Origin of the sequence: Psychrobacter cibarius, assembly GCF_016107535.1 — a bacterium.
Classification (GTDB): Bacteria; Pseudomonadota; Gammaproteobacteria; order Pseudomonadales; family Moraxellaceae; genus Psychrobacter; species Psychrobacter cibarius.
Genome location: NZ_JABASQ010000010.1, coordinates 60,943 through 86,887, shown reverse-complemented (window position 1 = coordinate 86,887; position 25,945 = coordinate 60,943). Strand labels below are relative to the sequence as shown.

Below are 25,945 nucleotides of genomic sequence, written 5' to 3'. Positions count from 1 at the left end.
AGAAGACAATAAAAAACCCTCAACTTTAAAGTTGAGGGTTTTTTATTGTCTTCTTTTTGACTTCATTGCTGTTGATACCAAAGCAATGAAGTCAACTAGTTACTAATTGACTTTATTGACCACTTGCAATGGTAAATGCTTCATTGCTTGACCGACAATAGACCACGGTAGACTTGGTACACAAGCTTCATCGACTCCAGCTTCAATCGCTGCAACGATAGATTTGGTGCCCGTATCTGCATCCACTTCAAACGGTAGTGGTTTGGCATTTTCATTAATTTCAGTACGGATATAACCCGGATAGATGGTCGAGACTTTAATGGGCAATTTGGTTAATAACATATCAGCACGAATGCCTTCTGCCAGATGAGCCAAACCCGCCTTACTTGCACCATAAGCGGTCAAATGCTTAGGCAGTCCACGCATTGCTGACATGCTTGATATCACCACCAGATGACCGCTGTTTTGTGCGCGGAAAATATTCATCGCCGCTTCACATTGCGCGAGCGCAGAGACAAAATTAATCTCAACGGTGCGGCGGTTGGTATCGAATCGCCCTTTACCAATACGGCGACTATCCCCGACGCCTGCATTGACCACAACACGATCAATATGCCCAAAGTCAGTTGCGAACGCATCAAATACATCGAATATGGCATCATAGTCGCTGACATCTAATGCTAGATATTCAACACGAATATCAGGATACGCTGCCATCAACTCTGCTTGTAGACTTTCTAGACGGTCGGTACGACGCGCGCAAATCGCCAAATTATAGCCAAGCTTGGCAAACAATCTTGCCATGCCTTCGCCCAGTCCTGAGCTGGCACCCGTGATTAATACTGTTTTACCACGACCAATCTGCTGCTTATTTAAACCTTTTAGGTATCGTGCAGGCACAATCGCGCTAAATAGCTGATTTTTACTTTGTTTGGCGCTTTTGGTGACTAAATTGATCAATTTATTTTGCATAGAACGTCCTGTTTACATCCATATTATATGAAGTTGACAGTCTATAATATCGCAAATTGATAAGTGCGGCTTGTCTGTCATCAAAATACACAAAAAGTACTCAACAATTATTATAGCCGATTTTAATAACATAAAAATTGGCTACGTGTTTAGAATAGACATTTTATCCTGATGTTAATCACGGCTTAATCGTGGCTTAATTATGACCTTAATGTCTCACCGCTATCACATGCTATGTTATCGCCACGTCACGAAGCGTTTGCCATCAGCAAATAAGTGACTGTATTCATTTAAAGACAATAGCCGTGTACTCTGCGCTTTTAAAGTAATAGACGTTACACCCGTATTAACCAAGCTTTTATTAATTTGATAGGCTGTTGAGCTGCCCTGCTGCAATAACTGCGCGGTAATAGCCGAAATAATGCCGCCCGAAGTAAACACCAGCACCGTACTATCACGCTCTAAATTCAGATTGGCCACTTGCAAACGCACTTGCTCAAGCGCTTGTTTTGCCCGCTCATTAAATTGTGACCAGCTCTCAATATAATCACTGTCATTGTCACCTGCATGCCAGCGCTGCATCGCAGAATCAAACAACTCCGCTAAACGCATAGACGGCACTTCTGCTTGCGCAATCTCAGCCGCAATAGCACCTTTACTCATGAAAGCAGGATTAGACTTTATAAACACGTCTTTATGATTAAATTCATCAAATTGTGGCAGTACATAGCTATCCGGCGCACTTATATCGATCGCAGGCTTACTAGAGATATCGCTATCAACAAATGACTGATAACGCTGCCAAAAATGATGTGCAGAGTCTTGCTGCCTAACCAAACTACCAGTAAAAATCGCATCGATTCGACGCTGAGTCGTCGCGTAATGCTGACCTAGCATCTGCGCTTGCTTGCCACCCAGCTCTGAGAGTTGATCGTAATTCTCTTGTCCAAATGACGCTTGACCATGACGGGCCAAAAGTATGGTTGTCATAAAATATTGCCTTATTAATCGCACTCTTATAATTTTTAAAAGCTCTAGATTTTCAATTTTTAATTTGCTTACTCTTCAGCTTTAGGTGCGCTTTGTCCAAAATAGCTCTTTGGCAAAATACCTTTAATCACAGCCTGTATAGGACTTGGCAACTGCTCAATCATCGCAGCATCAACACCCATATCCTGTAGATGCGGCTGTACTCGGCTAGTAAACAAAATCTCACCTTCATATTGAGCAATCAGTTTAAGACATTTGGCATGTAATACGTGCACAATAATCCAGAAATTTTTAAAGGCGGGATTGGTCGTTTGTTTATGATAGTAGCGGTAATAAATCTGCTGAACGATACCCGCTAGACGGAATAACCCAAACACTTCATAAAACGTCCAGTTGTCTATTTCTAGACCTGTCTGCTCAAGATAATAAGCAACCACCTCATCGCGAGTCATCATGCCTTTTAAATGGGTGGGCTGACGGCGTGACTGCTGCATAATGATGTTGTCATCTTCTTCAATCCAATACGCCAATGCGCTGCCCAAATCCATCAAAGGATCGCCCAAGGTCGCCATCTCCCAGTCGAGTACGCCGATCACCTTGGTCGGATCTGCTGCATCCAAAATCACATTATCAAAGCGCCAATCATTATGAATGAGGCAAGTCTTACTATCAGCAGGCGTATGCTTACCGAGCCATTGACGGACTAAGGCAAAACTTGGGACGTTAGACGTTTTGGCTTTGACATAACGCTTGTCCCAGCCAGTTACTTGACGTTCGCAATAACCTTCACCGCGTCCAAGATGGACCAAATCAGGATGCGCTTTATAATCGACTTGATGCAATTCAATCAAAGCATCGATGACATTGGTACATAATGCACGCGTTTGCTCTTCATTTAAATCGATGCCTTTTGGCAAATTGGCACGAGGAATGATACCTTCCATACGCTCCATGACATAAAAGTCAGCGCCGATAACATCTTCATCGGTACATAGCGCGACCATTTTAGGTACATAAGGATAAGCATCTTCTAAGGATTTTTGAACCGTATATTCGCGCACCATGTCGTGTGCTGATTTTGCTTTGGTACCTTTTGGTGGACGGCGTAAAATTAAATCTTGGCTTTTACCTTCGCCTTCATATTGCAAACGATAGGTCCAGTTTGAGGCACCACCTGAAAATTGAGTAACGGTAGGTTCGCCTTTTATATCCACACCCTGATCACGTAGCCATGAGCTGACCGCTTTGGTATCAAGCTCTTCACCCTCACGAACCTCACCGCCTTTATCTAAGATTTTATTAGCTACTTCTTCAATGGTAGTTTTGCTTTGATTAGCAGTTGCCATATGACATTCCTTATCCTGTGGTCAATTATGTTTTATCAGTGAGTATAGGGCTGAAAATTCACTATTAACGGTGTAATAGTGAATTTCAATGAGAAATTAAGTTAAACAGATGGTTATTTAAATCAGTTTCTATAAATTTATGAATAACTAAACTTAGGATTTACCAGGTTTAGAAGGGCGAATAAAACCCTGACGCTTTAATTCTAACTTAGCAATCATCGTTTTATGCACTTCATCAGGACCATCGGCTAAGCGCAGCGCTCGTGCTTGCGCAAAGAATGCAGGTAGCATCGTATCTTGGCAAACGCCCATGCCACCATGAATCTGAATCGCCATATCGACCACTTCTTGTAGCACGGTTGGCGCAACCACTTTAATAGCAGAGATTTCAGTCAATGCCGCTTTTGTGCCTTGCGCGTCCATTTTTTGCGCTGCATATAATGTCAATAAACGCGCTTGGTCAATCTTAATACGCGCCTCAGCGATACGCTCAAAATTACCACCCAGTTGTAATAACGGCTTACCAAAAGCCGTACGCTCCATGCCGCGCTTAACAGCCAGCTCTAGCGACTTTTCGGCAGCGCCAATACAGCGCATGCAATGGTGAATACGACCTGGTCCTAGGCGACCTTGTGCAATCTCAAAGCCCATACCTGCACCACCGATAAAGTGACTGACGGGCACACGTACTTTATCAAAGCTGACTTCACCATGGCCATGCGGCGCATCATAATCGCCAAAGACTTTGAGCATGCGCTCGATGTTGACACCCGCTGTCTTTGCTGGGACCAATACCATCGAATGTTGATGATGACGGTCTTTATTCTCATCAGGCGTGTACGCCATCACAATCAAAATGTCGACCGCAGGGTCACCCAGACCCGATGACCACCATTTACTGCCATTGATAATAATCTCATCGCCATCAACCACAGCTGTCGCTTGCATATTGGTCGCATCACTGGAGGCGACATCAGGCTCAGTCATACAAAATACCGAACGCGTTCTACCTTCTAAGATTGGTGTGAGCCATTTGTCTTGCTGCTCCTCTGAACCATAGCGCCATAATAGCTCCATGTTGCCACTATCGGGGGCATTACAGTTAAACACATAAGGCGCTAATAAACTACGTCCAGTGAGCTCGGCAATCGGTGCATAATCGGTCACCGACAGCCCTGCCCCTAGCGTGTCATCTGGCAAAAATAAATTCCATAGACCGGCTTCGCGTGCTTGTTTACGCAAACTCTCATATTTTTCTGGCCATTGCCAATTTTTCCAATTACCGTCTGGGTTTTGCGCATGACAATCCGCCCAAAACTGTGCTTCTATTGGTTCAATATGAGTTTCGATAAATGCTTTGACTTTGGCATACATGGCTTGACCATGTTCGGTGGCGGTAAACATCAATGTATTTTCAGACATAGCTGGCATCCTTTTCCTTGCTGATGGTTAATGATTTTCATCACGTTCACATAAAGCTTTTATAAAAAGCCCAATACTAATCTTATAGTGTACGTGCGTATACTCTGTTCTGTATGCCACATTTATAACACAGCATTTATGAATAAACAGCAAAAAGGCGCGACCCGCTAGGACACGCCTTTTACAAAATACAAACAATGCTTCTATTTAGAGTGGAAAACTGAAAACTACTTTAGGATATTTAAACGGCTATTAAAATCAAAGCGTGCTAGCGCATCTGGCAGCTTATCAATCGCAATATTCACCGTTGCTTCGGCAGCTTGTGACAATCCCAACTTCTCGGCGAGCGTTGGCTTTTGACGTGAATGCAGTGCATAGACTTCATTGTCGTCCATACGCTCTAAAATATAGCTGTCTGAGGTTTGTAGGCTGTCAATTAAATTCAATTTTAGTGCGTCTTCACCATACCAATGCTCGCCTGTTGCTACTTTTGCGACATCCAATGCTGGACGATAGGTGTTAACGAAATGTTTGAATAACTCATGCGTTTGCTCAAGCTCTTCTTGGTACTTGGCACGGTCGTCAGCATCATTTTCACCAAACATAGTAACGGTACGTTTATAGTCACCAGCGGTAAACATCTCATAATCGACGTCATGATTTTTTAGCCATTTATGAAAGTTTGGCAACTGTGATACCACACCGATTGAGCCAATAATAGCAAAGGGCGCAGCCACTACGTTATCTGCCACACAAGCCATCATATAACCGCCACTGGCCGCGACTTTATCGACACAGACTGTTAGTTTTAAACCAGCCTCTTTTAGACGTGCCAATTGCGCTGCTGCCAAACCATAACCATGAACCAAGCCGCCGCCTGATTCAAGACGTACCACGACTTCATCGCCTTTATTTGCGCTGCTGATTAATGTGCTGATTTCTTCGCGTAAATGCTTGACTGCCGTGGCTTTGATATCACCGTCAAAGTCGAGAACGAAAACTTGTGATTTATTATCACTGTTTTTTTTCTTATTTTTGCTTTTTGCCTTCAATGCTTGCTTGGCTTTTTTAGCCATTACTTTTTTGAATTGCTTAAGCGCGGCTTTACCTTGAGTTGCCTCCATTAAGTCTTCACGGCGTTGTTCTTGGCTTTTATTTAGATGAACAACTTGTAGCTCAACAGGGTTCTTAGCAGGGTGAAAAAGCATGAGTAGCATTCCTTACATGATTAGAATAATTTTAATAAGATTTTATAATTGAGCCTGATATGTGCACAGTGGCTGATATTTTCAAGCAAAATGACAATATTTAACCCAATGCAAATGTTACTGAATAAATACGCCCATTACTGATACTTTCCTACGCTTTGATTGGACGCCACTGGTTGTATAACAAGGGCAGATTAGGCATAATATGCGTTTACACCAAATTTTCTGTAGCCAACGTGATGACCATTTGTCTTAATCGCGGTGTTTGTGCGTTTTTAGCGGATAGCTTGAATCGTACAGCAATGGCTGCATTATTGTATTTCGAATTGGGCTGACAACTGGATAATTATATTATGACGCAAAGCACTATGACGCATAGCGAATATCGAGACGAATATTGCGGAGCCGTAACCGAAAGCTTCATCGATCAAACCATTAGTATCGTAGGCTGGGTACATCGTCGTCGCGATCACGGTGGCGTGATTTTTTTAGACATGCGTGACCGCGCTGGTATCTTGCAGGTCGTCGTTGACCCTGATACGCCAGAAGCCTTTGCAACTGCTGATGCAGTACGTCCTGAATATGTGCTAAAAATCACTGGTCGCGTACGTCAACGCTACGCGGGTACTGAAAACAATAATATGACCAGTGGTCAGATTGAGCTGTTGGGCAAAGAAATTGAAGTATTGGCGAAATCTGAAACACCGCCTTTCCCATTAAATGATGAGAAAACCACGGTATCAGAAGACTTGCGTTTAAAATATCGCTATCTTGATATGCGTCGTCCGCAAATGCAAGAGCGTATGGTTTTCCGTGCTAAAGCCACGTCAGCCATTCGTCGTTACTTAGATGACCATGGTTTCTTAGACGTTGAAACCCCTATCTTGACTCGTGCGACACCAGAAGGCGCGCGTGATTATCTTGTGCCATCACGCACACGCCCAGGTAACTTTTTCGCATTGCCACAATCACCACAGTTATTCAAACAGCTGTTGATGGTGTCAGGTTTTGATCGTTATTATCAAATCGCTAAATGTTTCCGTGACGAAGACTTACGTGCTGACCGTCAGCCTGAATTTACCCAAGTCGATATTGAAACTTCTTTCTTAAATGAAGAAGAAATCATGAACATCAACGAAGGTTTGATTAAGCATTTATTCAAAACCATGATGGATGTTGAGTTTGAGCAATTCCCACGCATGACTTACGCTGAAGCAATGCGTGACTATGCCTCAGACAAGCCTGACTTACGTATTCCATTAAAACTCATCGACGTTGCTGATTTAATGAAAGACGTTGATTTTAAAGTATTTGCCGGTCCTGCTAACGATCCTAAAGGCCGCGTTGCCGCCCTACGCATCCCGGGCGGCGCGTCATTAAGCCGTAAGCAAATCGATGCTTATACCAAATTCGTTAGCATTTATGGTGCACGTGGTTTGGCGTATATCAAAGTTAACGATGCGAGCAATATCAACAACGGCGTTGACCAAGAATCTGGTCTTCAGTCTCCTATCATCAAAAATATGACCGATGACGTATTGGTAAGCTTGATTGAGCGTACTGGTGCAGAAAGCAATGATATTATTTTCTTTGGTGCGGATAAAGCCAGTGTCGTCAATGACGCAATCGGTGCACTACGTCAAAAAATTGGTCTAGACCTTGAGATGACTACTTGTCAGTGGGCGCCACTTTGGGTCACTGATTTCCCAATGTTTGAGCAAACGGACGATGGTCGTTGGACGTCAATGCATCACCCATTTACTAAACCTAAAGGTTCTGTTGATGAATTGAAAAACAACCCAGAATCTGCCCTCTCTATCGCTTATGATATGGTATTGAACGGTACAGAAGTTGGCGGTGGTAGCTTACGTATCAATACCTTTGATATGCAGCAAGCGGTACTTGAAGCGTTAGGTATCGGCGAGCAAGAAGCTGAAGACAAGTTTGGTTTCTTGCTTGATGCATTAAGATTCGGTGCGCCGCCGCATGGTGGCTTGGCCTTTGGTTTGGATCGTCTGATTATGCTTATGGTAGGCGCTGACTCTATCCGTGATGTTATCGCTTTCCCAAAAACTAAAACTGCTGAATGCCCACTAACTCAAGCACCTGCTGAAGTCGATAGCAAGCAGCTACGTGATCTTGGTATCCGTGTGCGCGAAAAAGCACAAGCTGACACCAACAAACCTGCGCAATAAATGGTCTAACGATGTCCGGATATTTTTTTCAGTACTTATTACGTGATTCATCACCGTGTGAATGGTTATGAATCCGTATCACATTTTTAAAATCGTGCCATTATCTGTCTTGCAGATACTGGCACGTTTTGTTGCGTGGGTGATTATCAAGATACCCAATTTGAGTATCATGCGTACGGTTAGTATCAATATGGCGTTAATTGCTCCTAAGCTGACTGATGTGCAAAAACAAGTGTTAACCAAAGAGATTATTTATCACCAGTGTTTGACCAGTATTGAATCGATTAAAAGCTGGGCCATGTCACCTGAGTGGAGTATCGCTCAGATTCGCGACGTTCATAATAAAGACATTTTATTAGAAGGACTTGCGAGTGCCAACGGCATGCTCGCTATCGTGCCGCATCTCGGTACATGGGAGATGATGAACGCTTGGCTCAATCAATTTGGTTCCCCAACCATTATGTATAAACCTGTTAAAGGTGACATTACCAACAACTTTGTGCTACAAGGGCGTTCAAGGCTTAATGCGACTTTAGTACCCACCGATGGTAGCGGTGTCAAAGCCATATTTAAAACCCTCAAACAAGGGGGCTTTAGTATTGTCTTACCCGATCATGTTCCTGATCCTTCAGGTGGCGTGGTTGTGCCCTTTTTTGGCATTAAAACACTAACCAGTACGCTTGCTTCTAAACTTGCTAGTAAAACCAGATGTGCGTTGGTTGGCTTATCTTGTATTCGCCGTGACGATGGTCGTGGATTTGACATCTATTGTTATAAGCTCGATGATCCAGCACTTTATGATCGTCATGCCGAGACCGCCGCTTATGCACTTAACCAAGCCATGCAACAGATGATTGAAGAAAAATGCAGTCACTATATGTGGGGCTATCGACGTTTCAAACACATTCCCACATTAGGGAATCCTTACAACGTTGATGAAAAAACTTTGGCCAAATTCATTCGTGATAACAAGCGGGCTGATCAAAACGTTCATGATACAATCACGCGCGCTGGCCATGAACAATGAACAATGACCTTACAATTAGCCAAACGTTTAGAGATATCGTGAATCATAGCTGTGATAATATCGGCTTACTTTTGTACCTTTGAACGTTACTAGGGCGTGTCCTCAGTTCAATCGATCGTCTTATAAATGGATTAGAGATGACTAAATTTTGCCAAATAGCGTCAAATAGTCCGTCAATAACTCAATATTGTCTGCGCTACTTTCTTGTTTGGCGACAATTTATCTCATTTTTATCACCATGTTAAAAATGAGAACACGCCCTAAATATTTTTTATTTATATTAATATGAGTGCATTATGGCAACTGACGTAACCAATACCTCATCGAAAGACCACACGCACGCACGCAGCAGCACTGCTGAGCAGCGTTATGTTATCTGTATGAAATGGGGTAACAAATACGGCGCTGAGTACGTCAACCGTCTTTATAATATGGTCAGTCGCCATTTGACCTTAGACTTTCAAATGATCTGCCTCACTGATGATAGCAGCGGTATCGACCCTGCTGTGACTTGCCATCCTATTCCAAAGATGGATTTGCCTGCTGGACCTGAGCGTGGTTGGAAAAAACTCACGACTTTCAAACCTGAACTATATGGTCTTAAAGGTGTGGCTTTATTTTTAGATATCGACATTGTTATTGTTGATAACATAGACGCCTTTTTTACCTATCAAGCTCAGCACAAGGACAGCGTGGTGATTATCCGTGATTGGAAAAAACCGTGGCGAATGATTGGTAATAGCTCTGTTTATCGTTTCAACATTGGCATGAACACCTATCCTGATTTGCTCGCAAACTTTGAGCGTAACTTTGCTACCATTCGTACCCAAGTGCGCCATGAGCAGGCTTATCTGTCTAACTATTTACGTGAGCATCATCATTTAGAGTATTGGGATAAAACATGGTGTGTCAGCTTCAAGTACCAATGCATCGCCCCTATTCCCTTTAACTTTGTGCGCGCACCTACTCTGCTGGATGGTGCAAAGATTGTCATCTTTCATGGTGAGATTAATCCGCCAGATGCCATCAATGGTAGCGGAGGCAAGTGGTATCGTCATGTTAAGCCAAGCCCTTGGCTAAAAGATTATTGGCGGTAGTAATGGATAATTCAATACCAACAACTGAAAAGTCAATCACAATTGTTACTGCCTACTTTGATATTGGTAGAGGTGATTGGTCCACTGAAAAAGGACACCCTTCTCATCTACTTAGGGATAATCAAACATACCTATCATATTTTGAGAACTTAGCAAAACTCGATAATGAAATGGTTGTATTTACCTTTGAGGAAATGAAGCCTTATATCAGAAAATTAAGAGGTAACAAACCAACCAAGATCATCATTATTGATTTAGAAAAAAAGTTTAGAAACTTACTAGATGAAATTAAATCGATAATTAACAGCAATAATTTCAAGAGTAAAATACCCGATAAACACAAGCTCAACCCTGAGTATTGGTCTGAAAAGTATGTCCTAGTAACTAATCTAAAAACTTACTTTGTAAACAAAGCTATTGAAGATTTTAACTTGTCTAATGATCTGGTTGCTTGGGTAGACTTCGGATATTGTAGAGATAATACTACTCTGCTAGGTATTAATAATTGGTACTACCCTTTTGATGACTTACATGTTCATTTTTTCACATTAACAAAAGACAAGTTTTTTTTATTTTTTAACAATCCCAACTTCCCTCATACAAAAAACAAAGTTTTATCTGCTATTTTAAATAATAGAGCAGTTATCATAGGTGGCGTAACAGTAGCTAATCAAAATATTTGGAGAGAGTTCTTTAATGTTGTAAAAAATTGTCAAGAAGAATTATTTCAAAAAAACATTGTGGACGATGATCAAGGTGTTTATTTAATGTGTCATCTTAAGCAACCCAATCTATTTAAATTTCACTATCTTGGTAAAAATAGCAATGGTGAGCAAAATTGGTTTGGAACCATGCAAAAATTTCATGCTTAATTTATTTAGAGGCTGTAGTAGATAAGCACTATGCTAGACTACTTTTATGAAGATAACCCGTTGTAAACTAAGTAAAAAAGTACAGCGAAGGCTCTTAGAGTTTTCACGGCTGAAGTGACTGCAAGAACAGCCGCAGATTTGCTCGACATTCAACCTAACACTGCTGCACTTTTTTATCATAAAATAAGACTTGTGATAGATTACCATCTCTCATTAGAAGCTGATGAGCTCTTTTAGGTGTAAGTCAAATTAGATGAAAGTTACTTTGGCGGCGTACGTAAAGGCAAAAGAGGTCGCGGGGCTGCTGGTAAGACAGCTGTATTTGGTATACTAAAACGAAATGGTAAGGTTTATACCATTGTCGTAGCAGACACCAAACAAAGCACATTAATGCCTGTCATCAAGCGTAAAATCAAGCCTGACAGCTTTGTTTATACTGATAGTTATCGAAGTTACAATGCGTTAGATGTGAGCGAGTTTAAACTCTTTAGAGTCAATCACTCTAAAGAGTTTACTTGCGGTAAAAACAATCACATCAATGGCATTGAGAACTTTTGGAATCAGTCTAAAAGAACACTCAGAAAATATAATGGGATCGATAAGAAGAACTTCCATTTATTTTTAAAAGAGTGCGAGTTTAGATTCAACTATGGATCACCGTCTACTCAGCTTAAAACGCTGAGAAAATGGTGTGATATTTAATCCTTATCTACTACAGCCCCTTTATTTATATATATCTATTTTTTAGATAGCCATAATAGGTTTGTTTTTCGAAATACTCTTCCTTGAAAGCCTCATGAATAGTCAACTTATGAATACTAGCTTGTGAAACTATTTTTTTGTATTCGTCTTCATTAAATTGCTTTTTTATCTCAGATTGTAATAAATGTGGAAAAGTATCATCAATAACAGGAAATTCAAAATCTATAATTTTTGACTCCTTTAATTCATTAATCATTACTTGAAAGAAAAAGTAATACTCAATTTTACTTTCATTTTCCCAATAATAAAGCAGCAAGTCAACCAAAGTCTTTGTAATCATTGAGTTTGGCTTAGAAAACATAATACTACTAAGATGTTTTACTTTAAATTCATCTCTCCAATTAAAGTAAAAATGTGTATCATTTGTACCCCAATTTTTATTAAGAGAGTTGGGATCACGGCTATACATAAAAAAATTACAGTTTGCATATTCCTTGGGTAGCCTATCTGTTAATAAAACGGAAGCATCTAGCCAAACCCCACCATAGATTGACAACAATGCAACACGCAGCAAATCAGAAAAGAATACTGGTCTAAAAACTCCATTTTTACGTTTTTCATCAACAAACTCTGGAAGCTTTATATATTCATTTATGTTTTCATCAGTAATTCTGATAACCTGATAATCGTGAGCATGACTGTCTACTGAAGAAAAACATATTTCCACCATTTCCGGTAAATTTTCTAATCCCTGTCCCCAATATTGCCAAATAATTTTTTTGCCTACCAGTTCTTTTTTGATTGGTGGAGTATCATACTTTTCTATTTTTTTGTCAGCGTATTGATCAAGAACCATCCTCCAGTAAGAGGCTACTTTTTCTTGCTTAATTTTATCATCATACTGATAATTCCAGCGCTTCCTTACATTTCTAGGCACTAGGCCATTATAGAAAACCTTAAAGGGCTTATTACGGATAACGTTAAAGATCTTTTGCATGGTCTACATACCTTTCAGAATTTTGTCTAATTTGGAACGTTTAATATTCAGAGTTATTCTTTGATGTATTCGCAGCTCTTTATTAGCAACAAGATAAAGCTCTGAGAAGTACTTATTGTATTGAGCATAGGTGTCTTTTAACAAATCTTCCTGATGGTTTTTAGCGATTTTATTTAACAGCCCTATATAACGTTTATATACTTTATACAGCAAATAATGATAGCCATCTTTTTCACCATCTCTCTGATAGTTTTCAACGCGATAAGTGAAAGCATATAAATAATCATCTACGTATTTTTTGTCGATATTCTTTAAAATAGACCCTTCACGCTCACGATACTTTATTACAGGCTGTTTTAAATAGCTATATTGAAAACTCTTTAATGAGATATCAGTCATATACAAAATATCTTCAAAATTCAATCCTTCTTTAAACCTTATGTCTTGTATTATCTGTCTTCTAAAAACCTTATTCCAAACATGATTACTATTATTTTCAATAATATTATCTAAGAAGCTATTGCTCTTATTGATATAATTTTTATTAGACGTGCCTATAAACCCTTTTTTATTTACCTCTTTTTTTCCTCGTAATGATACATAATCGGCACATAGCACATCCGAGTTCAATTTTTCTATTTGAGACATGACAGATTTATAAGCACCTTCGTACATAACATCATCAGAGTCAATAAACCAGATATACTCTGTTTGGCCCATATCGAAAAGCGCATTGCGTGTGTCTGACAAACCTCTATTATAAGGCGCATCGAAGATTTGCACTTGAGGGTAATTTTCAAAACGCTTGATAATAGCTGCACTATTATCTGTCGAAGCATCGTTCATTATTAAAATAGATGCTCTAGTATCGATTTGAGTGAGTATTGATTCTATACACTCTTCTACATAATCCGCTACATTATAAACAGGTATTAAAATACCAATTGTTAGATCTTCTTTATTCATACAACACTCACATTAAAAACTTTATAATTAACAGCTTGTTAATAAATTCTGAAATAATTGATAATACGCTTGAGTGACCTGTTTTTTATCATAATGAACTAAAACTTTCTCTCTAGCTGCCGTTGCTAGTGCTTGGTAGTTTGATGGATTAGATAGTACAGTCGCGATGATATTCGCCAGCTCTGTTGCTGCCCCGACTGAAAACAAGAAGCCATCCTTGTTGTCTTCAATCAACTCCTTTACTCCCATTGCAGTACTTCCCATAACGACACAGCCACTTGCCATCGCTTCTAGCACCGCTAGGTTCAGCCCTTCAAAACGGCTCGACATGATAAATACTTTATGTTGTAGCAATAGCTTTTCAACTTCGCTACTGTACTCTATAAAGGTCACTTGTTCATGCAGCTCATAGCGAGCAACCAAATCATGTACTTCTCTTTGGTAACGCTTGCGCCCACTACCAACTAAGGTAAGAGTGGGATTGATGCCTTTTTGCTTTAACTGATTCAGTGCTTCAATTAAAGTAACGTGATCCTTACTTTTAGCATATCTTCCCACCATAATCAGATCATGCGACCTTTCATTAACAGGTGCAAGATTCACACCGCCAAATCGAGTGGTATCAATACCATTTGGGATGGCTTGAATGGGTGCGTGAAGACCCTGCTCAGATAAGACTTGGGCTACGCCTTCAGAGACAGCCACAATTCTAGCAGTTGATTTACTTAGTTTACGCGTTTGGTATATCTTCCAAGGTGTATAGCGCTCTTTAGAGTTGTGTTCCACTTGTACCAAGCAAGGTACTTGTGCCAATAGCCCTGCCCGTCTTCCCAGTAAATGCTCAGGAAACCCATGCGCAACCAATATATCAGGTCGCCATTGCACACATAGTTTTTTTAATTCGTGAAGGGTCGCAAGATGGTTAGTACTTGTGACAAGCTTGTAATCGATATCTTTACCTTCAAGTTCAGCAAGCTTTTCTGGTACGGTCGTTTTTTTGCGACGCAGTACTAACAGGTTTTCAGTCGATTCTATTTGATTGTGTGCCTCAACCAAATCAATAGCAACTTTCGTGGCTCCTGAAAAGCCACCAGTGACAAAATGTAAGACTCTCAACGGCTTCTCCATTAATCTATTCAAAGTAAAGCCAGACTTAGCTAAAAATAATGTTTTGTGACGCTCTCAATTTGAACGCACCTGCTTTAAGAATCGATATGCTAAGCAGCCGTGTTTGTAGATGGACACCATAGCTAGATATAGCTTGAAACTAAGCGACGTTATGATACCGCATCCATAAATTATGTGCGAGCGTATAGTTATAGTGTATGAACTTTACTTTAGAATACCGATTAATACCACTCAACAAAAAAGCTAAGACTTAAAACAGTCTTAGCTTTTTTATCTCATACAACATAATTCTAAATATTAATCAATAAAACTTAACCAATCCATATATTGCTCATTGCGACCATGTACTACATCAAAGTACAAGGTTTGTAGCTGCTCAGTCAAAGGTCCACGTCCACCATTGCCGATAGTACGGTCATCATATTCACGAATAGGTGTGACTTCAGCCGCCGTACCCGTCATGAATATCTCATCCGCCAAATAAAACTCATCACGAGTGATACGGCGTTCAACGACTTTGATGCCTAGATCATCGGCAAATTGAATGATAGTACGACGCGTGATTCCGTCAAGTGCACCACCTGCTAAGTCCGGTGTATGCAATACACCATCTTTTACTAAGAATAAGTTTTCGCCTGCACCTTGGCAAACGTAACCCTGCGGATCCATCAAGATAGCTTCGTCATAGCCATTACGAGTGACTTCTTGGTTTGCCATGATGGACACTGGATAGTTGCTCGAGGCTTTTGCCTTACACATGGTCACATTGGTCATATGATGAGTAAATGAAGAGGTTTTTACACGGATGCCGTTCTTGATACCCTCTTCACCCAGATAAGCGCCCCAATGCCAAGCAGCAACCATCGCATTGATACTATTATCACGTGACGATAAACCAAGCTTTTCTGCACCGACCCAAATGAGCGGACGAATATAGGCTTCTGCCAAGTTGTTTTGCTTGACCACATCTTTGTGCGCCTGCTCCAGAGTCGCTGCATCAAACGGTACATTCATTTGAAAGATTTTTGCAGAGCCTAACAGACGCTCTGTGTGTTCTTTCAGACGAAAAATAGCGGTGCGATTGTCAGCAGTTTGGTACGCGCGCACACCTTCAAACACAGCCATGCCATAATGCAAGCTATGCGTCAGCACATGGACTTTGGCATCTGGCTGCTCAATCATTGTGCCATTCATCCAAAGCTTACCATCTTGTGTTGCCATATTCATTTTATAATCCTTATGTTAGCACTAACGGCTATTTTTTTAGGTATAGTCGACGCACGTATAAATGCTTCGACTAGAGGTTTTGTTTAATCATATTTATCAACATCATATGATAACACCGCAGCGTCAAATTTTATTGCTAAAATATAGTATTATCCTTACTAAGAAACAACCAACAACTGACAGCTTTATCGTAATGTGTCGCCGATTATATCACTGGCGGTGCTAGCAAATGAAATCTTTTATTTTGAGTATCACAGGCTATTATTTATAAGCAAAAACCTTCTTAAGAATGAGGCGAATCGTCATCTGCCAAATTAACACCCATCAAATGTTGCCATTGCGCTTGTACTAATGCTCGTGTTTCTTTCCACAGTGACTCATCCACCAATAGCGATTGCTCTGATAGTGCCAATTGATGAGTAGCAGCACGAATTCTGAGGTAAGCATCCGTTAAATCTTGGCAAACTTGCTCCTCCCAAATACCCAGTGATGCCACTTCTTCAAAAATACGAACGTTGTCGCTCCATTTGGTCAGGCTCGGATGCTCATGCGAATAAGCCAATACTGCAAATTGCGCTAAGAATTCAATGTCAATGATCCCACCTGCATCTTGTTTAAGATGAAACTTACCTGCTTGTTGTTGCCATTGACTGGTGCCCAGATGTTTTTGCATCTTAATACGCATACTGGTGACTTCTGTACGCACCTGCTCTATCGTGCGCGGTAATGATAATACGTCTCGGCGAATATCACAAAAGCGTGCCGTCACTCGTTTATCACCGCAAATCGCTCGCGCCCGTACCAAGGCTTGATGCTCCCACGACCATGCCTTTTCTAGCTGATAGGTTTCAAAAGCATGACAAGACACCACCATCATGCCAGCATTACCTGAAGGGCGCAAACGCATATCAATCTCATAAGCGCGGCCATCTCGAGTTTGGGTATTGAGATAGTTCATCAGCTTTTGTACCAAACGGGCAGCAAACTTCATACCGCTGACTGATTTTTCACCCGTGGTCATGCCCTGCTCTTTTATCTTGTGTAAAAACACCAGATCCAAATCTGAAGAATACGACAACTCCAGTCCGCCAAGCTTGCCATAACCAATAATGGCAAAACCGCAGTCTGCCTCGGTCACTGGATCGCCATCTTGACCAATAGGATAGCCGTAGCGTTTGACAATTTCTGCAAAAGCCCGTTCTAATGCGGCTTCTAGTACTACCGCTGCGATATAAGTGAGAGAATCCGACACCTTCATAATCGGACGCTCAGCCAATACATCACTGGCGGCGACCGCCAACACTTGGTTCTTCTTAAATAGTCTTAATACGCTGAGCAGCTCTTCTTCGTCATTAGGCTCTACGCGCAATAGTTGTTGACGCAAAATATCACGCAACTCAGGCTTGTCCGGCAAGTGGCGATAGCGCTGCTGTAAAAAAGTATCTAAAAGCACAGGATAATGTGCCAACTCTTTGGCAATCCAAGGACTGGCCGACAGCATGGGTATCAGCTCAATTGTCGCATTGGGATTTTCTGCAATCATCACCAAATAGATAGAACGACGGCAAATCGCTTCGAGCAATGTAATGAGACGCGGCAAAGCGGTATTGGCCAATTGCTGCTGCTCTTGATGAGCGAGTAACGCATGGATAATCACAGGATAAGCGTCATCCAACCGCTCGCGAGCCTCATCGCTTAAGTTAGCGACCATCTTTGACTGCCAAAAATCTTGTAATAGCACTCGATTTTCTGCCGTGAGCACATCATTCAATCGTGCAATCTGTTCATCAAGATGTTCGGGCTCAAGATCTGTGTCTTCATGATCCGGTACCTGACGTTCGGTCACCATACGCTCAAAGGGAACATTGACATTGTCTCGGTGGTGGTTGAGGGTATCTAACAGTGCGTTCCACTCGTCAAACCCAAGGGTAACCGCCAAGTTATACTGCCACTGCGGATCATGTGGCAGGCGCTGAGTCTGTTGATCATTAATCGCTTGAATGGCGTGTTCAAGCCGACGTAAAAAACGATACGCGGCTTGGAGCTCTTGATAAGTAGTCCTCTCTAAATACTCAAGCTTATGTAATACCTGCATCGCTTGTAAACAAGATTTCACCTGTAATTGAGGATGCCTGCCACCATAAATCAACTGAAAGGCCTGCACAATAAATTCAATGTCTCTGATACCACCAGCACCCAGCTTGATGTTATCCAAATCCTCCCGCTGAGCGACTTGGTTTTGAATAAGGGATTTCATCTCCCTGAGCGCTGAAAAAGCACTATAATCCACGTAATAACGGAAAACAAAGGGCTTGATGAGCGCTTGTATCTCATCATAAAACGGCTGTTCTAGCTGCCCGACTACTCGTGCTTTTAGCCATGCAAAACGCTCCCATGCACGTCCATGTTGAGAGAAGTACTTCTGTAATGCGGATAAATGAATAGCCAAATCACTACCGTCACCCCAAGGGCGCAAACGCATATCGACCCGAAAGACAAAACCATCAGCCGTCTTTTGATCCAATAATTTAATAATACCTTGACCAAGCCTTGTCATAAACCGCTTATTATCTATGCTGCGCATGCCTTTTGATTTATCACCGCTGGTTACACCGCGAGCCTGATGAACAAAGATAAGGTCGATATCACTCGATAGGTTCAGCTCATGAGCGCCAAGCTTACCCATCGCCATAATCGCCATATCATCAATTTGCACGTTACCTTTAGCATTGATAAAAGTCGGTTCGCCGTACTGTTTAATCAAATGCTGGTAGGTATAATCTTTGGCAAATGAGATACAACCATCTGCAAACTCAGACAGCTCGTCGGTCAATTGCTCAAGTGCTATCAGTTGTAAGGCATCTTGCCAAATCCAGCGCATCATCAGCAGTGTACGTAGATGACGCAGGCCACTCATCACCTTCACTTCATCAGCAAGTTGGTAATTATCATCTAACGTATAATCTTGAATCAAATCATCGATTTGCTGCCGAGTTAAGGTTCGATCTAACGGGTAGCTACGTAAAAACGTTTGGCATGAAACCGTTCGACTCTCCCAAATCTGATAAGCGAACTCGCTTGCCGTCTGCAATATTTGCAGCTGTTCGGCTGTATACTGACAATCTGTACCATGGGTCGCACGTGAAGGCATAGCGGGTGACATAGGGAACATAACTCCTTGCATAGAGTGATAAGACTACGTGAACTTAGCGCATAAGTTTATCGTTTTTTCTTACGAAGCAGTCACAGCATCAACTAACGATACGCAATATGTCAGTATTTAATATAAAACTACGTTTAATGACAGTGACCCTATTTGCTTTTGAGCACTTTATGGTAGCATAAACAACTTTAGCGCAGATGATTGAAAAGAGCTCTTATGACCACCATGACCCCATTGCTTCTGATTACTGCTGATCCTAGCCACCCACTTGCCCATTTAGCGCTACGTTATGCACGCGCTTACCTGACAAATGCCGCCAATAATAAAGATACCAATGACAATGCCACCTTAGATAATGTCACCTTAAACGTATTTTTTTATGGCGATGCGGCGCATACGGCCAATGGTTTACGCTGGCAGTCGGCGGATCAAATTAATTTGACCAAAGAGTGGCAAACGCTCGCTGAGCAGTTCCAGTTAGCGCTGCCTGTCTGTGTCAGTACTGCACTCAGTCGCGGCATTAGCGACACGGATAACAGCAAACGCCATCAACTTAATGGTGACAACCTTGCCACCGGCTTTTCACTGGTCGGACTGAGTGAGCTTGCGATGATGATGCAAGGCGACTGTCGTTTGATGCAGTTTTGATGACTTGCCGTGTAGACAAATTATATTTTATGATAATAGTTGTCAGCGACCAATTAAATTAGGAATTAACCATGAAATTATTAATTCAGCTGCTCACGCCGACTGAAATGGCGAGTTATGAAGGCTGTGCGCTTGCATTAACGCTAGCGACCTTTGGTCATGAAGTACAGCTGTATTTGGATGCGCCTGTTTTTGGCTTGTTGATGCAGCCTGCGTCGCGTTTGCATGGCATGATTCAGTCGCTTGAGCTATATGACATGCCAGCCGCTTGGCTACCTGACGATGTCTTTAGCGGGTGGGTCACGGGTATGCTGCCTATTGATTTGGCTTCACAATTGACATTGATACCTGAAGTGGTGAACGCTTCAGATTTTGAGCAAATACTACGCTTTTAACCTCGCCATTTTATTTGTAATACTTTAAATACTAGGGCGTGTCCTCATTTTAAAAATAAAGATGAGAATGAGGACACGCCTTATCCTAAATCTAGCAACGAATCGGACACTGTTATGGCAACTTTATATCAAATACACAGCACAATGGATACGCTCAGGCGCAGTGTCGATGAGATGTCACGGACATGGCGCACCGGTGACAGTATTCTCTTGCTCGGTAGCACCGTGGCTTTTATCAGTTGGCTTGATGCCTATTTGAGTGACAGTGAAATACAAGGCATCGCAAATATTTATGCCTTAGCCGATGATGTGGCGCAGCTGAGTACCAATACCAGTGCGAAGCTCAATCTAGAGACCAAGTTGAGTGGGCTGTTAACCGATGAAGAATGGGTCAATCTAACTCAGAGTACCAATTTTAGTAATACCAATGCTAATAATGCGGGGTTTGATAAAGTAGTGACCATCGCCCTATGAATAACGATAATACGATTAATCACGATATAACAGCGGCAATCAACGTTGAATTGGATCAAGACGGTCATTTATGTGACCATAATATCTGGACCCCTGATATCGCTCAGCAATTGGCCGACACTCTAGAGGTGCATCTAGAAACTGAGCATTTACAAATTTTACAACAGGTACGGGCATTTTTTACTCAGTTTAATCACGCACCAGCCACGCGCCCACTGATTAAATGGTTACAGAAAACCTTGCCAGAGCATGATATCAGCAATCAGAAACTACAGCAGTTATTCAACACTGGCTTGGTTGCCCGCCATGTCAATCGCCTTGCCGGTCTGCCCAAACCACCCAACTGTTTATAAGATATATGGCATATATGATTGATAAGGGGTTATGAATGGCGATGAATACCTAAATGTTGGATCATTGCCTGCAATCAGTAAAAAATGCATGGCTATTTTGGGTCATATACCGTTAAGGTTTCATAACCGATACTACGACCTTCATCGCCAGTAAAACCTTGCTGACGCCAGACCTCATACAGACATATCGCCACACTATTCGATAAGTTTAAACTGCGTGAATCAGCCAGCATAGGCAATCGCAGCCAGTGATCAGCGCCGATATCTTCACGAATATCATCTGCCAAACCTGCTGTTTCAGAGCCAAATACTAAGGCGACATTAGGTATCTGCTCAGGCATCAAAGCACGATCAGATTCGGCAGCCATCTGTTGCCCACCAAAGTCATAGTCATAAAAAGGCTTGCTCAGTTTGGTGGTCAATGCTGTGACAATATGACAATCCGCTGCCTGTAGCGCCAGTTTTGCTGCTGCCCAATCATCATGTACTTGTAGGTGCGCGTATTCATGGTAATCCAAACCTGCACGCCGTAGCTTTTTATCATCAAGCTCAAACCCTAATGGCCTGACCAAGTGTAGCTGCGCGCCCGTGTTGGCACATAAGCGGATAATATTGCCCGTGTTACTAGGCATTTTTGGCGCTACCAACACAATATGAGTGGTCATATCGACTCCTTAAGTCGTCAAATCTGCGTATTATCGTCGATCCGAGATAACGTGGACAGACTCTACTAAAATGATGGTTATTTGAATTTCTGAGCAAAAGGTAATTAAAAGTTACAGTTTACTGCCAATAATTACATTTTGATACTTTGCACAGTTTTTAACTTTCACTATGATGTCTCTAACGGATATCGAGATAGTATTTATCAATTATTATCTTATCCAATAACCCCTCAGTGAGGCTCAAGCCTAATGCTTAGCATCACTGTTATTATTTATAACGACCCATTTTTGAGGATTCTATTATGAAAAAATTAATCATCGCATCTTTAACTGCTATGTTTGTTCTAACTGGTTGCAACACTTTTAAAGGTTTGGGCCAAGACGTATCAAGCGCTGGCGAAGCTGTTACTGGCGGCGCACAAGACGTACAAAATAAAATCTAAGTATTGATTTTTTTGCGTATTTGAAAGGCTTATCATTTATGTGATAAGCCTTTTTTTATAACTTTATTTTTCGATAGTAAAGACTGACATTAAAGAACAGTGAATATCTCCAATTATAAGAAGGCTCGCAATATCTGATTGAGATAACGTTGACCCAATAGCGTTGGCTGTAGTCGTTCAGTATTGTCTACCAGCAATCCCTGAGTAATCAATTGCACCACTTGTACAGCAATATCATCGTAACTCAGCCCTGTCCTTGCGGTAAACATCGACCAAGCGACGCCATCATGTAGACGTAGCGCGTTCAGCATAAACTCACTCACCAACTCCTCACTGTCAATTTCCTGCCAACCCACCATTTTTGGTGCGTTTCGTTTAACAGAAGAGTCAGTGTTATCTTGATAATCCACATAATCTTTAGGCAATCGTGATTTACTAAAACGATAAATACCAGAATATGCTAGCAAGTCATTCTTTAAGCCATTCTCTGTTAATGCTGATGCTTCATGAGCAATCGTTACTTTACCATGTGCACCCGCACCAATCGCTAGGTAGTCACCAAATTGCCAGTAATTAACATTGTGACGGCATGCTTTATCTGACGCGCCTGCCCACGCGGATACTTCGTAATTGCGGTAGCCCAAATGTTGCAACAACGCTTGACCTGCCTGCTCAATATCTGCCAAGTTATCCTCATCTGGCAAAATCGGCTGGCTACGGTAAAATACAGTATTGGGCTCAATCGTTAATTGATACCAAGAAATATGCGTCGCCCCAGCATCATGCGCCATCTGGATATCGTTCAGCGCCTCATTCATCGTTTGCTGCGGTAGCCCATGCATCAAATCGACATTGACTCGCTCAAACCCAGCCTCGCGAGCCGCACGAATCGCTGACAATGCTTGTGCAGGGTCATGTATGCGACCAAGGGTTTTGAGCTTATCAGCAGCAAAGCTTTGTACACCTATCGACAAACGATTGATACCCACCTCTAAATATTGGAAAAAAGGCGCATGCTCAAGCGTGCCCGGATTGGCTTCCATCGTCACTTCAATGTCATCAGCAAACTTAAAGATGTTACGTAGGCCAGTAAACAATCGCTGGTATTGCGCAATGGGTAGCAGTGAAGGCGTACCACCACCGATAAAAATCGAACTGATTTCACGCGCTTGGGTTAACGACTGCTGCATGGCGGCATCTGACAGCAGCGCATCCACATATTCGTCATACATAGATAGCTGCATATCCATCGGCAGCTCATGCGAATTAAAATCACAATAAGGGCATTTTTTGACACACCACGGGATATGAATATAAAGCGCCAGTGGAATGGCGCTTACCTGTATCCCACTCGCAGTATTATTAGAGATGCTGAGATTATCAGAAAAATGAGCAGGTGTAATATTTGACATAAACGAAGGTATCTATAAAAAAGGTTACATAAATGGATGACTGCTGTCACTAGCAGAAAGTAGCGCTAGGATAACGGCTAATGTGATTAAAAAAAAGGCTATCTTAAAGAAAAGCCGATCAATAACAAAACCAATCACAAACATTCATGTTAACCCTGTACTTTTATAGGCAAAATAGTGAAGAATGATGGCATAAAGTGACATTGTATTAAATGATATTGTATTAAATGACATTGCATACAGTGATATTGCAAATAATGAATGGCTGATAATGATAAATAGGATAAAGATATGGCTTATTGGTTGATGAAATCCAACCCCCAGTTTTTTGGTATTGATGATTTGCAACGCCTAGAGACCGACAGTTGGGATGGTGTGCGCAATTACCGCGCTCGTAACTTCATGCGTGACGAGATGCAGGTCGGCGACAAGGTATTCTTTTATCACTCTAGCGCTAAGCCGTCTGGCGTCGCTGGCATCATGACGGTAAGCAAAGCAGGCTACCCTGACCCCTGCCAGTTCCATCCTGAGCACCGTCATTACGATCCTATTGCCACCGAAGATGAGCCACGCTGGTATATGGTAGATGTCACTTTTGAGCAAGCGTTCATTGATATTCTACCACTATCAGCCCTTAAATTTTTACCCGCACTTGAGGATTCATTATTAATGAGAAAAGGCTGTGAGCAACTTACCGTGATTCCACTAGACGCCAAACACTGGTACGCCATTATGGATATGGCAGAAACCCTTCATCTACTATCTGAGCAACCAGTGGTTAGATAGTAACGATTGAGTAAGGTTTTTAGTGTTATCAACGAACACTTATTGATGCGCTGCCTGCAAAAAATTTGCTATATTTGCGATTTATGCTCAACAATTCATTTCTCGACCTTTTTTATCACACCTTCATTCCCATTATCAGGACCCGCTTATGAGCGCACCCAAACTACTATTATCTGTATTAACCGTCAGCATGTTCAGTCTAACCCTTAGCGCCTGTGGCAGTGACGGGGACAAGGTCAAAGAGGAATATGACCGAATAGAAGATCAGGTGAAAGATGAATATGATCGTGTGGAAGACAAGGTCAAAGAGAAGTATAAAGAAGTCGAAGATAAGCTGAGCGATGATGAGAAATCCATGGCTGAGATTTTGGAGTCGGTATTTTTACCAGAAGAATCACTCGATAATTTCTTGGATAAAATAACCCCAGAAGGCGGTCGCGGCGGTTTATATGTCGGACACTTTATTGAGATTGACGATGGTGACAACGACGATATCGATATCGGTGCCGTTTACTTTGATATCAGTAAAGATGGCGCTGGCAGCGTCGATGGGAGCGTTAGTTATCAGCAGCAAGCCTGCCAAGAAAATAACACTCTGGGCATCAACTCAGCCATCAAGGTTGACAACTATATCGCGGGTAAAATAACAGGCAGTCTCGATACGTTAGCGTTTTTAGACATTAAGTATGTCAATGATTTGGGCGTAGAAACACCAAACTTATTAACCACCTTTGCGGGGAGCTTTGAGGAAAAAGAAGCAGGATCACCTTGGAGAGGTAGCTTTGAGTATCAGGATGGCCTCGGCGGTAAAAAACTAACCAGTAGCGAAAAAAATTGCAACGTCACCTACACCATCAGCGATCGCTCTAATTTTAAGACGTACCCACTTGATTATAGTCTGGGCAAAATGACTCTTGATGTCATCGGTAATGGCAGTCAAAAGACCGTCACTTGGCAAAATCCTGCCAATACCAAGTATTTACTGGTCAGCCAAATTGATGTCAACAAAGCCGAGTCTGGTGCCAACGGCTATGTGCAGAACGTGATATTAAGTAATCTTGAAACACAGTTTGCTCCTGTCATTCCAGCCATGTCCACCAATTACGTGATTGTCGTGCAAGCATTTGATGCCAATAATACCTTGATTGGCTATGAAGCAGTGGTGCAAGATTTGCCTGAGTCGCTATAAATGTCTGCTGATGTGCCTATAAGTTAGAATGGTTATCGTCCAGTGCACACTCTATTGAATCGATTACCTTTTACAGTCAGTTTTTAAGATCGATACAACGCTTTTAAAGCGTTGACATCATAGCGTGGCTTCTTTACCATTCTATTTATTTATGACCTGTCAATCCACTGCTTGGATTGACGGGTTATTTTTATTTTTGTGCCTGACTTTTTTTGCATACTCTGTCTATATGGGCTTGCTCATATTATTTATCGGAGTATTATCGTCG

23 protein-coding genes and 1 pseudogene are annotated in these 25,945 nt (G+C 41.7%); 12 read left to right on the top strand and 12 right to left on the bottom strand.

Translation table 11 applies throughout. The annotated features are described in order from the left end of the window. Positions 1–102 precede the first annotated feature (102 nt). The 5 genes from JFC08_RS07980 to sohB form a co-directional block, all read right to left on the bottom strand. On the bottom strand, positions 103–972 hold the full coding sequence (locus JFC08_RS07980) for an SDR family oxidoreductase (protein ID WP_227697701.1): 870 nt from the start codon (positions 970–972) through the stop codon (positions 103–105). Between the two features lie 237 nt (positions 973–1,209). Then, on the bottom strand, positions 1,210–1,962 hold the full coding sequence (locus tag JFC08_RS07975; protein ID WP_198330330.1) for a histidine phosphatase family protein: 753 nt from the start codon (positions 1,960–1,962) through the stop codon (positions 1,210–1,212). Between the two features lie 68 nt (positions 1,963–2,030). Next, positions 2,031–3,308 (bottom strand): phosphotransferase family protein, encoded by a 1,278-nt coding sequence (locus JFC08_RS07970; RefSeq protein ID WP_193008980.1) that lies wholly within the window; start codon positions 3,306–3,308, stop codon positions 2,031–2,033. A gap of 153 nt (positions 3,309–3,461) precedes the next feature. Then, positions 3,462–4,712, bottom strand: coding sequence for an acyl-CoA dehydrogenase family protein (locus JFC08_RS07965; RefSeq protein WP_198330334.1), 1,251 nt, complete (start codon positions 4,710–4,712; stop codon positions 3,462–3,464). A gap of 245 nt (positions 4,713–4,957) precedes the next feature. After that, entirely contained in the window at positions 4,958–5,938 is a 981-nt protein-coding gene (sohB, locus tag JFC08_RS07960) for a protease SohB (RefSeq protein ID WP_193008979.1), read from the bottom strand. Positions 5,939–6,306: 368 nt separating this feature from the next. Here sohB and aspS point away from each other — a divergent pair, with 368 nt between their 5' ends. The 5 genes and pseudogenes from aspS to JFC08_RS07935 all read left to right on the top strand — a co-directional run bounded on the left by aspS (position 6,307) and on the right by JFC08_RS07935 (position 11,831). Further along, complete coding sequence (gene aspS, locus JFC08_RS07955; RefSeq protein WP_198330333.1) at positions 6,307–8,133, top strand: aspartate--tRNA ligase; 1,827 nt, start codon at positions 6,307–6,309, stop codon at positions 8,131–8,133. 67 nt (positions 8,134–8,200) lie between these two features. Further along, positions 8,201–9,160, top strand: a complete 960-nt coding sequence (locus JFC08_RS07950; RefSeq protein ID WP_198330329.1) for a lysophospholipid acyltransferase family protein — start codon at positions 8,201–8,203, stop codon at positions 9,158–9,160. Positions 9,161–9,540: 380 nt separating this feature from the next. Further along, entirely contained in the window at positions 9,541–10,257 is a 717-nt protein-coding gene (locus JFC08_RS07945; RefSeq protein WP_406947499.1) for a glycosyltransferase, read from the top strand. Between the two features lie 2 nt (positions 10,258–10,259). Continuing rightward, a complete protein-coding gene (locus JFC08_RS07940; RefSeq protein ID WP_198330328.1) occupies positions 10,260–11,129 on the top strand; it encodes a WlaTC/HtrL family glycosyltransferase in 870 nt (289 codons plus the stop codon). Between the two features lie 46 nt (positions 11,130–11,175). Next, a pseudogene (locus JFC08_RS07935) lies at positions 11,176–11,831 on the top strand (IS1595 family transposase). Between the two features lie 25 nt (positions 11,832–11,856). Here JFC08_RS07935 and JFC08_RS07930 read toward each other — a convergent pair. From JFC08_RS07930 to glnE, 5 genes are all read right to left on the bottom strand, one after another. Then, positions 11,857–12,828: a capsular polysaccharide synthesis protein gene (locus JFC08_RS07930; RefSeq protein WP_198330327.1), complete on the bottom strand. Its 972-nt coding sequence runs from the start codon at positions 12,826–12,828 to the stop codon at positions 11,857–11,859. Positions 12,829–12,831: 3 nt separating this feature from the next. Next, positions 12,832–13,794 carry a glycosyltransferase family 2 protein gene (locus JFC08_RS07925; RefSeq protein ID WP_087815254.1) on the bottom strand — a complete coding sequence of 321 codons (963 nt, stop codon included), beginning with the start codon at positions 13,792–13,794 and terminating at the stop codon, positions 12,832–12,834. 27 nt (positions 13,795–13,821) lie between these two features. After that, positions 13,822–14,910, bottom strand: coding sequence for a glycosyltransferase family 4 protein (locus JFC08_RS07920; RefSeq protein ID WP_193216888.1), 1,089 nt, complete (start codon positions 14,908–14,910; stop codon positions 13,822–13,824). A gap of 309 nt (positions 14,911–15,219) precedes the next feature. After that, positions 15,220–16,149 (bottom strand): branched-chain amino acid transaminase, encoded by a 930-nt coding sequence (locus JFC08_RS07915; protein WP_055124135.1) that lies wholly within the window; start codon positions 16,147–16,149, stop codon positions 15,220–15,222. A gap of 283 nt (positions 16,150–16,432) precedes the next feature. Beyond that, positions 16,433–19,312, bottom strand: a complete 2,880-nt coding sequence (gene glnE / locus JFC08_RS07910) for a bifunctional [glutamate--ammonia ligase]-adenylyl-L-tyrosine phosphorylase/[glutamate--ammonia-ligase] adenylyltransferase (protein WP_198330326.1) — start codon at positions 19,310–19,312, stop codon at positions 16,433–16,435. 216 nt (positions 19,313–19,528) lie between these two features. Between glnE and tusD the strand changes: the two genes are divergently transcribed. From tusD to JFC08_RS07890, 4 genes are all read left to right on the top strand, one after another. After that, entirely contained in the window at positions 19,529–19,960 is a 432-nt protein-coding gene (tusD, locus tag JFC08_RS07905) for a sulfurtransferase complex subunit TusD (RefSeq protein WP_198330325.1), read from the top strand. Positions 19,961–20,031: 71 nt separating this feature from the next. Next, positions 20,032–20,355: a hypothetical protein gene (locus JFC08_RS07900; RefSeq protein WP_045454966.1), complete on the top strand. Its 324-nt coding sequence runs from the start codon at positions 20,032–20,034 to the stop codon at positions 20,353–20,355. A 114-nt stretch (positions 20,356–20,469) separates the two neighbouring features. Then, on the top strand, positions 20,470–20,829 hold the full coding sequence (locus tag JFC08_RS07895) for a hypothetical protein (RefSeq protein ID WP_227697700.1): 360 nt from the start codon (positions 20,470–20,472) through the stop codon (positions 20,827–20,829). Beyond that, positions 20,826–21,182, top strand: coding sequence for a TusE/DsrC/DsvC family sulfur relay protein (locus tag JFC08_RS07890; RefSeq protein WP_227697699.1), 357 nt, complete (start codon positions 20,826–20,828; stop codon positions 21,180–21,182). The genes JFC08_RS07895 and JFC08_RS07890 overlap by 4 nt, the downstream gene beginning before the upstream one ends. Before the next feature lie 92 nt (positions 21,183–21,274). Here JFC08_RS07890 and JFC08_RS07885 read toward each other — a convergent pair whose 3' ends face one another. Then, positions 21,275–21,847 (bottom strand): tRNA (cytidine(34)-2'-O)-methyltransferase, encoded by a 573-nt coding sequence (locus JFC08_RS07885; RefSeq protein ID WP_045454970.1) that lies wholly within the window; start codon positions 21,845–21,847, stop codon positions 21,275–21,277. 302 nt (positions 21,848–22,149) lie between these two features. Here JFC08_RS07885 and JFC08_RS07880 point away from each other — a divergent pair, with 302 nt between their 5' ends. Further along, positions 22,150–22,290, top strand: coding sequence for an entericidin A/B family lipoprotein (locus JFC08_RS07880; protein WP_045447789.1), 141 nt, complete (start codon positions 22,150–22,152; stop codon positions 22,288–22,290). Positions 22,291–22,403: 113 nt separating this feature from the next. Here the strand turns inward: JFC08_RS07880 and hemW are convergent, their stop codons facing one another. Continuing rightward, complete coding sequence (hemW, locus tag JFC08_RS07875) at positions 22,404–23,702, bottom strand: radical SAM family heme chaperone HemW (protein ID WP_198330324.1); 1,299 nt, start codon at positions 23,700–23,702, stop codon at positions 22,404–22,406. 291 nt (positions 23,703–23,993) lie between these two features. Between hemW and JFC08_RS07870 the strand changes: the two genes are divergently transcribed. Together JFC08_RS07870 and JFC08_RS07865 are read left to right on the top strand one after the other, a co-directional pair. Continuing rightward, on the top strand, positions 23,994–24,488 hold the full coding sequence (locus JFC08_RS07870) for an EVE domain-containing protein (RefSeq protein WP_198330323.1): 495 nt from the start codon (positions 23,994–23,996) through the stop codon (positions 24,486–24,488). Positions 24,489–24,636: 148 nt separating this feature from the next. After that, the gene (locus tag JFC08_RS07865) at positions 24,637–25,677 is read left to right on the top strand and encodes a hypothetical protein (protein WP_198330322.1); all 1,041 of its coding nucleotides are present in this window, start codon (positions 24,637–24,639) and stop codon (positions 25,675–25,677) included. Positions 25,678–25,945 lie beyond the last annotated feature (268 nt).